The organism is Ekhidna sp., from assembly GCF_964218185.1.
GTDB lineage: Bacteria > Bacteroidota > Bacteroidia > Cytophagales > Cyclobacteriaceae > Ekhidna.
Genome location: NZ_CAXPLV010000002.1, coordinates 1 through 14,376, shown reverse-complemented (window position 1 = coordinate 14,376; position 14,376 = coordinate 1). Strand labels below are relative to the sequence as shown.

Here is a 14,376-nt window from a genome sequence, read left to right as displayed (position 1 = left end):
GTATATCACCGAAAATATGCTGACGAAAATTAAAAAGTTAATCACTGGTTTTACCTACATTGTGATTACTCTGATCACATCATCCCTCTTTGCTCAAACCAACACCTGGGACGGATCATCTAACGCAAACTGGAACACTGCCGCAAACTGGTCACTAAACCTTGTGCCTACAGCCGCACACGATGTTGTCATTCCTAACAACGTCACTGTAACAATTACCGTCAACACTGCTGCTGTATGTAATTCACTAACCATAAATGGTGGAGGAACAGACCAAAACCTCACAATAAGTGGCTCAAACAGTCTTACGGTAACAAATGCAGTAACAATCAATAGTGGAACTGGAAACGGTGATTACAAGATATTAGCTGTGAATGCGGGGACTCTCACCGCAGGATCAATCAATATTGCGGCCGGTGCAGGCTTTAACCGTGGTGCTGAGTTAACGATTTCAACAGGTACTGTTAATGTTTCCGGAGATATAATAATGGGTACGGGATTCTTTGGTGTCAACGATATAACTTTTACGGGTGCCGGAACGCTTAATCTTGAGGGCTTCATCTCTGGTGGTGACCTCACTCCTGCTACTGGTACAGTAAATTTCAACGGAAACAATCAAACCATCAGTAGCGAGTACAACTATAACAATGTTACATTTTCAGGAAGTGGGGATTCGGAAGTGGATGGAGATCTTACAATTGGTGGAGATTTCACACTCAATACCGGAGGGTCACTCGATCTTGGTTCTTTCACACATAGCATTTCCGGAGATTGGATAAATAATAGCGGCACATTAGATGTTACCGGAAGCACAATTAACTTAAATGGAGCAGGTCAGAACATTGGAGGCACTAATAGCACCACATTCAACAATCTAACCTTAAGTGGTACTGGAACCAAAACTTTTGGATTATCAACTACAATTAATGGCACCCTCAATATCGCAGGTGTGGTCGCTGATTTAGGTGCGTTTACTGATCACACAGCTAATGCATTATCGCTAGACAATGTGGGACAAACAGCCGGTACCTGGGGTAGTACCAGCTCTGCGGCAGCAAATACAAACGATACTTTCTTTGCCGCATCTACTGGAATAATCACAACAGCAATTGATGGGCCTACAACTTTCTACAGTCGCCAAACAGGAAATTGGAACGCTGCAGCTACCTGGTCCACTGTGACTTATGGAAATGCTACAAATGCAAGTGGTACATTCCCTCAGGCAGGTGATATTGTAAATATTGGAGGCTCCAATCTTACCATCACTGTCAATGTAAATTCAGCGTGCGGTTCGGTATCATTTTTAGCAAATAATGGTAATTCACCCACACTTGCCATAGGAACTGGTAATACACTCGATGTGTCAGGAACAGTTACAATTCCAAGAACTTCATTTTTTTCGGGCGATGTAAATACAGTTAATGTTGGAGACGGCACCTTAAATGCAGCAAATATTTTTTTTGAAGGTGGTGGGTTATTTGGAGAAAATCAACTGATCATAGATGATGGTACAGTTACAGTTACCGGGGACATGACCACCGAAGCTAGCCTTTTCTTCCCGGTAATTAATTTTACTGGGACAGGGTTGCTGCAGGTAGCAGGAGATTTTCTGGAAGCAGACGTAGTAACTTTTACTGCAGGAGCAGGCACTGTCGAGTTTAATGGTTCCGGTGATCAATCCATCAGCAATCTTGCGTATAATAACCTGATTCTGTCGGGTGGTGGAAACAAAACTGCTGCTGGCGCAATTGACATCAATGGTGATTTCACTCTAGGCTCTGGTCTAATATTCATTGGAGGTTCTTATACACACACATTAGCAGGTGACTGGAATAACAACGGAGCAACATTTACACCAACCGGAACCACGATAACACTTGATGGCACTACCCAAACCATTGGAGGAACAAATGCTACAACTTTCAATAACCTGACCATAGACGGATCTACAACCACCCTAAATTTTGCAACAACTGTCAATGCTACTTTTTCTATCAACAATGGAGGTGTTGCAAATCTCGGTACAATATTGACTCACACCGCTAAAACATTAGCTTTTGACGGGGGCGGGCAAACCCCTGGCACCTGGGGTAGTTCTAGTTCCGCAGCTGTCAATCAAAACGACACCTATTTTGCTGCAACTTCCGGCATTGTAACCGTTACGAATACCATTTATTATGCACGCCAGACCGGAAATTGGAATTTATTGACCAGTTGGTCAACTGTTGATTATGGGAATGCTACAAATTCTGGTACCTTCCCCATCGCTGGAGATATCGCGCGAATTGGCGGGGGATTTACCATTACTGTTACCGCTAATGCCGCATGCTCATTTATTGAATATGAAACTGGAGTTGGTAATACCAATACATTAACCATTAATTCCGGAAACACATTAGATGTTTCAGACGCAGTAAATATTGGCTCAGATGATGGAGACACCAACACATTAAATGTTGGAGCAGGAACATTAAATACCGTAGACTTAATCTTCATTCCAGCATTTGCGGCAGGAGCTGTATCAGAACTAACAATTTCTACTGGAACAGCTACAGTAACAGGGGATGCAACCAACAACGGACCTGACTTTTTAGGAGTTAGACAAACTGCATTTATTACTTTTTCCGGAGCTGGATTACTACAGGTTGCCGGTGATTTCCTGGATTCCGATGATGGAGATTTGACAGCCAGCACAGGAACGATAGAGTATAATGGCTCATCTCCACAGACAGTTGCTGATTTCACATATTACAATCTCATATTTAATAACACGTCATCATCCATTCCAGCACTTACATTATTTGATGATGTCACGGTTACAAACACCCTAACCATGACAGAGGGCATCTTGAATTTGAACGGATTTACTCTGACTTTAGGAAATGGAGGAGCTTCCACCCTTTCCCGCACTGCAAGCACGACTACCAACTGGGTATATGGTGGAACTCTGGAACGATATTGGCCAGCATCAACAGCCGTTACAAGCTCATCAGGAAATCATTACGGCCTCTTCCCAATGGGAACTTCGTCTGCTACATCCTACCGACCAGTCGAATTTAATAGTACGGTAAGTCAAACAGGTGCTGGAATAGTTAGCGTGAATCACACTGATTTCGCAGGCACAACTGAATTGTCCCCAGTCTATGATGACGGAGGAACGGATATTGAAGTGAAGGATAATTCCTCATTTGATATCACCAACGCATCCACTGGTGGGACATATGATGTAAGTATTACAATGACAGGGTTCAGCTCAGGCACATTAGATGATTACAGACTGGCGAAAAACAATGGTGCAACCACGGTGACTGCTGTTGGTACTCATGTAGCTGCCACCGGGTCGTCAACCAATCCAACAGCTAATAGATCTGGAGTAACATCAGCTCAAATAGCAGGAGACTGGCGAATTACCTCCACAGATATTACCTCAACACCACTACCTGTTGAGTTAATAAGCTTTGACGTAACCCTAAATAATCAGGCTGCTAAACTAGTTTGGATCACAGCACAGGAAATCAACAATGACCACTTTGAGGTGGAGTATTCCACGGATGGGCTATCGTTTGAAAATATTGGTGAAGTAGAAGGTAATGGTACCACAAGCGAAGTAAATGAGTACTCTTTTACACACACGGGCTTGAAATCAGGCTTTAGCTACTATCGCTTGAAACAAGTTGATTTCGATGGTCAGTTTGAATACTCTGAGATAAAAAGAGTAAGTCTGGGTGCTTTTGATGGTGTATCCGTCAGCATCTACCCTAACCCAACTGACGAGAGAGCAACAATAAGAGTAAATGATGGCATTGCCACTCAGGTAGAGCTAATTACATTAGGAGGAACAGTTCTCAGATCGATCAGGTATGAGGAAGGAATGAGCACTCATACATTTGATGTGACTAACCTTGAGAGCGGAATGTACCTAATTCGAGTGCAAGGACCTGATGTAAATACCATCAAACGATTGGTGATTAGATAAGATACATTTAAGTATGAGGAGAGAAAAGCCTCAACCGTCAGTTGGGGTTTATTGTTTCAATCATTCTCCCATGGAGTTGAGATTCAATACAAAAACTTATAGCAACAAAAAAGCCTGACATCACTGTCAGGCTTTTTAAAATCATTGGTGCTAATCTTACTTCACTGCGTCAACAACAGCTTTGAAAGCTTTAGGCTCATTCATTGCTAAATCTGCAAGTGCCTTTCTGTTGATCTCGATACCTTTTGCATTCAGTTTACCCATGAATACAGAGTAAGACATCCCGTGCTCTCTTGCTCCAGCGTTGATTCGCTGAATCCAAAGCGCTCTAAATTCTCTTTTCTTAGCTTTTCTATCTCGATAAGCATACTGCCATCCTTTTTCAATGGCATTTTTGGACACAGTCCAAACGTTTTTTCTTCTGCCAAAGTATCCTTTGGCGTGCTTCATCATCTTTTTACGACGAGCTCTTGAAGCTACATGATTTACTGATCTCATTTTTGTTTTGTTTTGGCGATTGGTGCACTGTTTTCACTCAGTGTCTTTCAACCAATAACCGGGTTTTACATTTAACCAATTAAAAAATTACAGATTCAAAAGACGCTTGATGTTTGGTTCATCCGCCTTATCCACTACTGCCATGTATCGAAGATTTCGCTTCTGCTTCGTCTCCTTCTTGGTCAGAATGTGGTTTTTGAATGCATGCTTTCTTTTAATTTTTCCAGTTCCGGTAAGCTTAAATCGCTTCTTAGCGCTGGAGTTTGTTTTAAGTTTCGGCATTTCTACTTTATTCTATTCTACTTTAATTACTTCTTTAACTGCTTCGGTGCTACGAACAAAATCATTCGCTTTCCCTCCATCTTAGGAAGCTGCTCCACTTTTCCATACTCTTCAAGTGCTTGCGCAAACTTTAAAAGTAGGATCTCTCCTCTGTCTTTAAATACGATCGTTCTTCCGTAGAAGTGAACGTATGCTTTCACCTTCGCTCCGTCTTTCAAAAATTTGATGGCATGATTCAATTTGAAGTTGAAATCATGGTCATCGGTATTAGGCCCAAAGCGAATTTCCTTTATGACAGTCTTTTGCGCTTTAGCCTTAATTTCTTTTTGCTTCTTCTTCTGTTCGTACTTGAACTTAGAGTAGTCTATCACTTTGCAAACAGGTGGGTCTGCATTTGGTGAAATTTCCACCAAGTCCAGATTTTGCTCTTGAGCAATTTTTATGGCCTGTTCGATTGGGTAAACATCAACCTTCACATTATCTCCAACCACTCTTACCTTTCGTGCAGTGATCTTTTCGTTTACCTTGTAAGGTTCTTCTTTTCTGATTCTGGAAGGACCTCTTCTTCTTAGTTTAGCGATTGTACTCCTTTATTTTAGTTGAACATTAAAAACAAAACGCAAATATCGTGATTATTTGCTCTTAACAAAACTCATTTGGTAAGTTCAGCCACTTTATCGTTGAAAAAACGAACAAATTCGTCCTTTTTCATCGATCCAATATCTCCTTCGCCATGCTGTCGTACAGAAACAGCTCCATCAGCTGATTCTTTCTCTCCTACAATGAGCATATATGGTATCTTTTTCACTTCAGCATCCCGAATCTTCTTTCCTATTTTTTCATCACGCTCATCAATGAAGCCACGGATATCATTCTCCTGCATCTCAAGGAAAACTTCCTTTGCATAATCATGATATTTCTCTGAGATAGGAAGAATTGCAATCTGCTCTGGTGCTAACCAAAGTGGAAAATCTCCCGCACAGTTTTCAATCAGGATGGCGATGAAACGCTCCATAGATCCAAAAGGTGCGCGGTGAATCATCACCGGCCGGTGCTTCTGATTGTCACTACCTACATACTCAAGTTCAAATCGATTAGGTAAACTGTAATCAACCTGAATGGTTCCAAGCTGCCATTTTCTGCCTAATGCATCTTTCACCATGAAATCAAGCTTAGGTCCGTAGAATGCAGCTTCTCCATATTCCACAACGGTATCCAACTCCTTCTCATCAGCCACTTCCTGTATCTCACGCTCAGCTCGCTCCCAGTCTTCCTCCTTACCAATGTATTTATCGGGATTCTCAGGATCTCTTAATGAAACCTGAGCAGTAAAGTCACCAAAACCAAGTGCTCCGAACACATGTAGGACCAGATCAATCACCTTGGCAAACTCCTCCTTCACCTGATCCTGACGACAGAAGATGTGAGCATCATCCTGCGTAAAACCTCTCACACGCGTTAGTCCATGCAGCTCTCCACTCTGCTCGTATCGGTAGACCGTCCCAAACTCTGCATAGCGAATTGGAAGATCTTTATAGGACCTTGGTTTCGCTTTATATATCTCACAGTGGTGCGGACAGTTCATTGGTTTTAGCAAGAACTCCTCATCTTCGGCTGGAGTCTTAATGGGCTGGAATGAATCTTCCCCATATTTAGCATAGTGACCAGACGTCACATACAGTTCCTTGCCACCAATGTGTGGTGAAACCACCTGGTCATACCCAGCCTTAAGCTGAGCTTTACGCATGAAATTTTCCAGACGTTCTCTAAGCACAGCACCCTTCGGTAGCCATAGCGGAAGCCCCTTTCCTACTTTTTCAGAAAAAGTAAATAGCTCCAGTTCCTTCCCTATTTTTCGGTGATCTCTAAGCTTGGCTTGTTCGAGTAACTCTAAGTATTCCTTAAGTTCTTTTTGTTTCGGGAAAGAGATCGCATAAAGCCTCGTCAGCTGCTTTCTGTTTTCGTCTCCACGCCAGTAGGCACCTGCCACGTTAAGAATTTTTACAGCCTTGATGTAGCCGGTATGAGGGATATGCGGTCCACGGCACAGGTCTGTGAAGTTGCCTTGTGTGTAAAAGGTGATGTTCCCGTCTTCCAGTCCATCAATTAGCTCAAGCTTGTACTCATCGCCTTTCTCAGTGTAATAGGAAATGGCATCAGCTTTAGATATGTCCTTCCGAACAAACTCATTTTTCTCTCGAGCCAGTTCAAGCATTTTATTCTCGATGGCGGCCAGATTATCTGCATCGAAATCTATTCCTTCAAAATCTATATCGTAATAGAATCCATTTTCAATGGGAGGCCCAATACCCAATTTGATTCCGGGATAGAGCGCTTCCAGCGCTTCAGCCATGAGGTGAGCTGAAGAGTGCCACATCGTAGACTTACCTTCATCATCATTCCATGTTAGGAGTTGCAGCTCTGCATCATCTTCGATGGGGCGAAATGAATCCCTCACCTCTCCGTTTATTTTAGCCGCTAATACATTTCTTGCCAGCCCTTCGCTAATGCTCTGAGCTACATCAAGTGCAGTTGCCCCCTTATCATAAGATCTCTTCGATCCATCCGGCAGTGTAATGGTGATTTGATCACTCATTAATTCTCTATTTTTTTAGGTTGTAATTCTAATGTGGGAGTCTTATTCTCCTCAAATTTTAAGCGCTGCAAATATGCAATTTTTCGCTGTATAAGGTCTATTCTTTGCCGGGCTAATGTGTCATTTGAGTTTAACTCCAGCAAATACTCGTAGTATGGCAAAGAGGTGAGCAACCAACCTCTGTCTTCATACATCCTGCCAAGTTTCCAGATTGGCTTTCTATCAGATGAATCTGAGGCTATAGCTTCATTCAATACATAGGTTGCTGAATCCCACATCTGATCCTTCTTGTACCATTCCACCAGCAGATATGAGATCGTATCCCTTTCACTGAAAGGTTTTATCACTTTTCGTGCATCGAATAAACGATTAGACTTTTCCAAAAGCCAGGCATATTGAAGCTGGATATCAAAATCATCCTTCTTTTCATTAACATAGTCATCCAGTACACTCAGGCCTTCATCGTTGTAGCCAAGGTTTACAAGTATGTTGCCATAGTTCCACATCAAATCACTCTCAGGGTTCATCTGGTATACCTTTCGTAGATTGTAGGCAGCCATCAACGTATCCTTTAACCTTAGGTATTGGGTGGAAGCGAATTCAAGATCATCTAAGGATTGATGATTCTTAAGAAAAATACGTAATTCTAACTCTGCTCTCTTTCGCTTACCGAGACGTGTCAAACTCTCAATATATGTCTTAATGTATTTATCAGCCAGATGATATTCCTGTCCCCATCTTTCGATTACATCGAGCAGCAATTGGTATCTTTTGTGACGAATATAATAGACGATGTACTGCTCCACCAGTTGATTGGTCATTCCATGTTTCTGCTTATAGGTATCTAATGCAGAAATGCAAGTCGTAGGCCAACCTAGCTGATCACAGTAAAAAAGCTTCTGATCTATCAGTCGATCATTGTCCGGGTCAGACTCCAGCTTATCATTGATTCGTTCAAGCGCATCATTGTAAAAACCAGCGTGCAAGGTGGGTACAACAATCCTGTCCTTCTGAGGAGAAGAACAAGCCGCTCCGACTAAAATCAATGCTAAAATGAATCCACGCATAAGTGGATTCAAAGTTAAATTGAAAGTAGAGGAATTCAGCCTTTAATCAGAACTCTTCTTCAACTGATCCACTTCAGTTCGTAAGTTTCCAATCATGTTCATTAGTTGATCCATAGATAGGTCGTTGGTCGTATTAGGATCAGGAAACTCTACAGAGATGTATGCCTTGGCTTCCCATATCTCCATCACTTCTGCCGGATCAAGTTCGTAGGCACTGAATGACTTGTTATCTGAAACCAAAAAGAGCTTACCTTTCTCTTCGATGTAATTGAACACTCGCTTATAAACGACACCCTCGGATTGTGTCACCAATACATAGGTGTTTCCATTCCGGATATAATCCAATTGCTCAACGTACTTTCCTATCACGATGCTTCCTGACACTAGGGGTAGCATGGAATCACCTGCTATCTCAAAAGCACGATATGTTCCTCCTTTTGGAAGTACGGGTAGATGAAACCGAGGCAAGTCCGTTAGATACTCCGGATCTGCATAGCCATTGGTGTAGCCTGCAGCTGCTTTTGTGGGCACCAGTTGAATGAACTCTTCATCTGCATTCTCATCTACAGTAACAGCCAGGATTTTTACATTTTGTTTCGGAATCCTGTTTTCTTTCGTGAGGTCCTCATTGATTAGTTCATCAACAGAAACCTCAAAAAGCTCCGCCATTTTAGAAAGTGTCGTGAGTCTTGGGTCAGCCCGACCTTCTTCATAGGCTCCTACAGATGGTCTGTTGATGCCTAAAGCCTGGGCGAAAGTCTCCTGAGTAAATCCCTTTTTTTTGCGGAGGTACTTTATGTTTTTTGGTATTCGAGCCATTATTGAAAAATCATCACATTTGAAGGTTGAGAATCCTGCCCGACATTAAATAGGTGAAAGTTTCGATACTCTGCACTATAGTCTATGTCTTTTAAGCGTCTTCTGATTCGGCTTATGACCGATTTAAGCGTTTCGTCCGCTTCAACGAGGACATATCCATACAGCTGCTTGTTTTGCTGTACAGTCGCATAAAATTTGACTTGATACCTCCCTGAGCTAAGCTTCTTGGAGGTAATCCGAAGTTTGTAATAATCATCTAATATCAAATCTTTGCTTGCCGGCATGGATTGCTATTTTGATGATAAATTTAGTAAAAAATATTAAATACTAAAATTTTTAGAATTTAAGATGCGAGAATGTAATCAATCCCCTCCTTGAAGCCTCTCTCATTTAGAAAAGAGCGAATTTCTTCCCTTGCTCCCCGATTGGCTACATACGATACCACAAAACACGAACCCGGATCAGGAAGCTCACTAAAGTGGATGGTCTTTTTGCTTTTTTTTAAATCGATGTAGCTAAGGACGTTTATACCCTCACTTAGCAAATAGTCACTTCTGCGTCTGGACAGCCGGCCTGCTCCCCAAATAAATATATTGGGATGGTGCGGATTCTTCTTTTGGAGCCAGCATGTCAGGTATTTCGCTTTTATACGGAAGAATGCGTCCTGGGAGTATCGTGGGTCAGTTCGAGTTAAACGTGTTGAAGAGTCTCTCCACTTCAAGACAGGCTGAGTTACCTTTTCCATACGAACTCCATGACTCTGTAGGCGAAGAAAGAATTCATAATCCTCCGGGAAGTCGCCCTCCCTATACATTCCATACTCATCAAATACTGATTTTCGGAACATCTTTGAAGGATTCGCCATTGGGAACTCCACAAACTGATTTAAATAAATGTCTGCATTGGTTTGAATCGAATTGAGCCAATCGACATAGTGAATAAAACCTTCGTTGGATTCTTCTCCCACGTATTCCACTAGTCCAGAAACCACACCAAGGGACGAATCTGACTGCAGTTTGTCAACCTGCCATTTCAGCCGGTCGGGAAGTGAAATGTCATCAGCATCCATCCGAGCAATATACTGACCTCTCGCAGCTTGAATACCGGTATTCATCGCGAAGACCACTCCCTGCCTTGATTCTTCGAGCAGCCAAACTTTTGGATGTGATGCGTATGATTTTCCAACCTGAACTGATTGATCAGTACTGGCATTGTCCACAAGGAGTAATTCAAAATCTGTGAAGGACTGAGAAAGAATGCTTTCGATAGCTTCTTTCAAAAATGGAGCATTAAAAAATGGAATAATTACTGAGACCAGTGGATTGGTGCTAGCCATCACCTCCCTCATTCTCTTCTTCAGGCGTGAGGCCCTCCTCTGCTTCTTCAACAGGAGCTTCTGATTCTTCTGCTGGTGAGTCAGTGGTCACATCTTTTTTCTTCTTCTTGAACAGCCCTTTGAAGAATGGCTCTTTGGTTTGCAGTGAATCCGGAACTGATCCAAGTGAGTCAGCAGCAACTGGTTGAGGCTTAGGTCTATTATCAACTAACTTATATCCAAAGTACCTATTGTAATACTCTTGCTCCACATTGAAATTATCCGAGGGATCATAGCCATACAAATATTTTGTCTCCTGCTTCGCCACTGCAGGCTCCACCTTGACTGAATCCATCGCCACAGCCATAGAATCAACACCCAATGAATCTGTGAAATCAGAGGCTACAAAATCATTGGTGATAGGCTCAGGAGCTAGCACATTCTCCATAGGGGCCGTGCGCATCTGGTATTTCTTAATGGGCGTCCATGCCGGCTTAATGATTCCGTACTTCGTTTTGTTTTGAACCCGCCATGGCACAACTTTTTCACCTGCATAGGCATAATAGTCCGTTTTGGGCTGAGCCACTACTCCCAAAGTATCTTCTGCATTGCCTCCTCGCTGCTGAGCAAGAAACTGAGATCGTGTGTTTTCGTCCAGCTGCCATACGTAGGAGAAATAAGCATTTCGGGTGGAATCGTCCAAAATGTAGGTACTCTGATAGGCAGAGCATATCACCTTGTCCTGACAAGACATCAGAGAAGCATAACACAAAACGACGATCAGCCTCTTCATAGAGATTGGTTGTGACAAGCAGTGATTTGGATCAAAAATAGGTGTATTTTCTTTTATTCGTATGAATCAACGACGAAATTGAACTTTTAGTAGATTTATCTGGATGAAAGGTTGTTAAATACGTGTTCATACATCTGATCCACCCACATTTTGTACATCTTGCCTGAGGGATGTAAACCATCAGATGCGATCAGTGATGGATCGTCTTTCGCTTTTCGGGAACCTGGTGTGATGTCTATAAACTTCACATCCCGCAGCTTTGCATTCTTCTCAGCTATTGCATTGTAGTTGTCCAATTCCCTGGCAATCTTTTCGGCATCCAGTAATTTCTTTGAAGCAAATGGAGTAACACCATAGTCCGGGATAGAGATCACCATCACATTGTAAGGATTTCCTCCGGCAAACTGAATAGCCTGATCTAATAGTTCTTTAAACTCCCGCTCATATTGATCAATCGGATAGCCTCGATATTGATTATTTACTCCGATAAGCAAGGAAACAAAATCATAGGTGCCCTCCACATCTGCCTTGATGATTCCAGATTTCAGCTCGTCAGTCGTCCAGCCAGTAGTGGCGACAATGACCGGATCTACCTGGATAGAGTCTTTTCTTAGACGTTTTGCCAACTGAACAGGCCAGCGCTTATCCACATTTACAGCCTCTCCAATGGTGTAAGAATCACCCAAAGCCAAGTGAATGAATCCATTTTCAGTCATAGGTTCAGATTTTTGTGTCGCGCACGCTGTGAAAATAAGTAGGGAAAGAATGGTTAAGAAACGCATGATTAGGGATTTTATGCAAATTAAATATTTTTAATCGCATGTAGGTAGTGTTTAGAGTACGTCTCGCAATTCTTCATTTCGCTCAAACACGGATTTGGCGTACGAGCAAAGGGGAATGATGCTGATTCCATTCTTTCGAGCATCTTCCACAGCTGTAATCACCAGTTTCTTCCCAAGCCCGGTACCACGCATTGAGTCATCAACCTCCGTGTGATCGATGATAATACGATCTGTCCCAGCTTTTGAATAAGTCATCTCGGCAACCCTCTCCCCGTTCACCTCGACGAAGTAGACACCTTTTGATTCGGTTTCTTCGTGTTGTATTTTAATGCTCATCACTTAACTCTTTTAGCTCTTCTTTTAATTTTTTTGGCAATTTGGCGACTATAAGATCGTAGCTATCGTCAATAAGCTGTCTAATTAAATCATCCGGGACTGCACCATCGGTATACACCGAGTTCCACTGCTGCTTATTCATGTGATAGCCGGGTCGTATAGAACCATCATACTTTTCACGAAGTTCGATCGCATACTCAGGGTCACACTTCAGGTTGATAAATTCGAAAGATTCAATTCCGGTGAGTGCATACATCTTTCCCATCACCTTAAATACAAGTGTATCGGGACCAAAAGGCGTGTGCTCCGTAGTGCCGGGCTTGGCCAGGCAGTAGTCCCGATATTCTTCGATGTTCATTTAAAATGAATATACAAAACCTATTTGATTAGGCATAACCTTCAAATCCAGTTTTCTGGCTTGAGCATTGGAACTACCTTCATAAATATCCACGGCCTCTTTCAATTTTTTTGATGCCGATGACATAACTGGAATTGCTATTACAAGAACAGCTGCCCCACCTCCAGCGATAGCCCAATTGGGGTCACCACCTCCAATAGCCGTTCCAATGGGCCAGCCTATCATAAAGCCTCCGATGAAACCAAGGACATTGCCGGTAGAATATCCGGATTTGCCTTTTAGTGCTAGCTTATAAGCTTCCTCATTGGACTGCATAGCGTTAACAAAATTATTGAGAGAGGTTACTTCATCGTTGATGTAAAATCTCCCCTTCTCAATTTTCAAATCTTGCTGTTGGGAGAATATTTGTAATGAAAATAACAGTAAAAGTGCGGTGATTAAGTGTTTCATCTTTGAATAGAATAAATTATATGAATTATTGATTGTAGATTTCTATGGCCTCACGAAGCTTATCATTTTTAGCTTTTCCTGTAAATAATGGGATGGTAAATGCTGCTGCCCCAACAAAAATTAAGGGAGAAAATTTCATTTCGGCATCATAAGGTGGTGGCCCTTCAGTCTTATTTAGGTTTGCCATGTGAACAAGCCCGGCGACAAGCAAAGCACCACCACCAACATAAGCGAAAGTATTCAATCGTTTCAGAGACTTTACTCGTGCTAGTTTAGCCATGCTATTTTGATTATCGGCAAGAGCGCCACGAAGATTTTCATAATTGATTTTACGGATACTTTCAGTTCCTTTTTTGAAATACTCAACCTTTGTAGAATTAAAGGTCCCCATGGTTGCTCCGGGTGTGCCCGGCATACCCATTCCTGGGGTATATGTACTGATAACTCGTGAATATGTACTCACCTTCCCTACTATTTCGCGCTTGAGGCGAGTTTGACTGTATCCATCTACTCGATCAAAAATATAGTAGCCTGAGTCATCCTGATAATAACGGACCTGATCCAATGAAATCTTTCGCTCTTTGTTGAGCAATAAATGACTTTCACCGAAGGTGGGTGTTTTATACTTTAAAGTAGTGGGGTAAAGTGTAGTCCCGTCAGCGAGACCAACTATCAATGTATTTGTTGATTGTGATAGTCCCAACAGCGTGGACGTGATAAACAGGGTGGTTATTAGGTATTTCATAAACAATGTATCTGCTAGAAGATAATATTACTGATATGGCAAAAAGAATAAAACTAATATCAATGGTGAAGAAAAAGCTAAACCAATGAATAAAGGGTAGGTTTTAGAGGACGAAGGGGTGTTCTGATATAATGAATGGGACGATCCCCAACCCGATATACTTCGCAATGCTCGCGATGACGTTCATTATTCCGGATGTCATCCTGAGTGAAACGAAGGATCTATTATGAACGCCCACCCACATACTTCGATAGACTCAGCATGACAACCACGCTTTTATAGCCTAACACATACTTCGAAAAGCTCAGTGTGACAGACGCACTTTAAAGCACACTGGCAATGTGGTTTTGAAATTAGGT

General features: G+C 42.2%; 15 protein-coding genes. 1 reads left to right on the top strand and 14 read right to left on the bottom strand.

The features are described 5' to 3' along the window. The first annotated feature begins 16 nt into the window (after nucleotides 1-16). On the top strand, nucleotides 17-3,976 hold the full coding sequence (locus ACEQZT_RS01910; protein WP_370086678.1) for a T9SS type A sorting domain-containing protein: 3,960 nt from the start codon (nucleotides 17-19) through the stop codon (nucleotides 3,974-3,976). Nucleotides 3,977-4,132: 156 nt separating this feature from the next. Here the strand turns inward: ACEQZT_RS01910 and rplT are convergent, their stop codons facing one another. From rplT to ACEQZT_RS01840, 14 genes are all read right to left on the bottom strand, one after another. Beyond that, the gene (gene rplT, locus ACEQZT_RS01905; protein ID WP_370086676.1) at nucleotides 4,133-4,474 is read right to left on the bottom strand and encodes a 50S ribosomal protein L20; all 342 of its coding nucleotides are present in this window, start codon (nucleotides 4,472-4,474) and stop codon (nucleotides 4,133-4,135) included. Nucleotides 4,475-4,561: 87 nt separating this feature from the next. Beyond that, nucleotides 4,562-4,756 (bottom strand): 50S ribosomal protein L35, encoded by a 195-nt coding sequence (gene rpmI / locus ACEQZT_RS01900; protein ID WP_349567321.1) that lies wholly within the window; start codon nucleotides 4,754-4,756, stop codon nucleotides 4,562-4,564. A gap of 26 nt (nucleotides 4,757-4,782) precedes the next feature. Then, nucleotides 4,783-5,337 carry a translation initiation factor IF-3 gene (infC, locus tag ACEQZT_RS01895; RefSeq protein WP_370087133.1) on the bottom strand — a complete coding sequence of 185 codons (555 nt, stop codon included), beginning with the start codon at nucleotides 5,335-5,337 and terminating at the stop codon, nucleotides 4,783-4,785. Between the two features lie 71 nt (nucleotides 5,338-5,408). Next, on the bottom strand, nucleotides 5,409-7,352 hold the full coding sequence (gene thrS / locus ACEQZT_RS01890; protein WP_370086674.1) for a threonine--tRNA ligase: 1,944 nt from the start codon (nucleotides 7,350-7,352) through the stop codon (nucleotides 5,409-5,411). After that, complete coding sequence (locus tag ACEQZT_RS01885) at nucleotides 7,352-8,419, bottom strand: tetratricopeptide repeat protein (RefSeq protein ID WP_370086672.1); 1,068 nt, start codon at nucleotides 8,417-8,419, stop codon at nucleotides 7,352-7,354. Before ACEQZT_RS01885 ends, thrS begins: the two co-directional genes overlap by 1 nt. Before the next feature lie 42 nt (nucleotides 8,420-8,461). Then, nucleotides 8,462-9,238, bottom strand: a complete 777-nt coding sequence (locus ACEQZT_RS01880) for an XRE family transcriptional regulator (RefSeq protein WP_370086670.1) — start codon at nucleotides 9,236-9,238, stop codon at nucleotides 8,462-8,464. Beyond that, nucleotides 9,238-9,522, bottom strand: a complete 285-nt coding sequence (locus tag ACEQZT_RS01875) for a hypothetical protein (RefSeq protein WP_370086668.1) — start codon at nucleotides 9,520-9,522, stop codon at nucleotides 9,238-9,240. The genes ACEQZT_RS01880 and ACEQZT_RS01875 overlap by 1 nt, the downstream gene beginning before the upstream one ends. 59 nt (nucleotides 9,523-9,581) lie before the next feature. Continuing rightward, nucleotides 9,582-10,625, bottom strand: a complete 1,044-nt coding sequence (locus ACEQZT_RS01870; RefSeq protein ID WP_370086666.1) for a glycosyltransferase family 2 protein — start codon at nucleotides 10,623-10,625, stop codon at nucleotides 9,582-9,584. Next, complete coding sequence (locus ACEQZT_RS01865) at nucleotides 10,567-11,346, bottom strand: hypothetical protein (protein WP_370086664.1); 780 nt, start codon at nucleotides 11,344-11,346, stop codon at nucleotides 10,567-10,569. The genes ACEQZT_RS01870 and ACEQZT_RS01865 overlap by 59 nt, the downstream gene beginning before the upstream one ends. 95 nt (nucleotides 11,347-11,441) lie before the next feature. Beyond that, a complete protein-coding gene (locus ACEQZT_RS01860) occupies nucleotides 11,442-12,128 on the bottom strand; it encodes an SGNH/GDSL hydrolase family protein (RefSeq protein ID WP_370086662.1) in 687 nt (228 codons plus the stop codon). A 51-nt stretch (nucleotides 12,129-12,179) separates the two neighbouring features. Continuing rightward, nucleotides 12,180-12,464: a GNAT family N-acetyltransferase gene (locus ACEQZT_RS01855; protein WP_370086660.1), complete on the bottom strand. Its 285-nt coding sequence runs from the start codon at nucleotides 12,462-12,464 to the stop codon at nucleotides 12,180-12,182. Continuing rightward, on the bottom strand, nucleotides 12,454-12,822 hold the full coding sequence (locus tag ACEQZT_RS01850) for an MmcQ/YjbR family DNA-binding protein (protein WP_370086658.1): 369 nt from the start codon (nucleotides 12,820-12,822) through the stop codon (nucleotides 12,454-12,456). Before ACEQZT_RS01850 ends, ACEQZT_RS01855 begins: the two co-directional genes overlap by 11 nt. Next, on the bottom strand, nucleotides 12,823-13,272 hold the full coding sequence (locus ACEQZT_RS01845; RefSeq protein WP_370086656.1) for a hypothetical protein: 450 nt from the start codon (nucleotides 13,270-13,272) through the stop codon (nucleotides 12,823-12,825). Nucleotides 13,273-13,297: 25 nt separating this feature from the next. Continuing rightward, nucleotides 13,298-14,017, bottom strand: coding sequence for a hypothetical protein (locus ACEQZT_RS01840; protein ID WP_370086654.1), 720 nt, complete (start codon nucleotides 14,015-14,017; stop codon nucleotides 13,298-13,300). Nucleotides 14,018-14,376 lie beyond the last annotated feature (359 nt).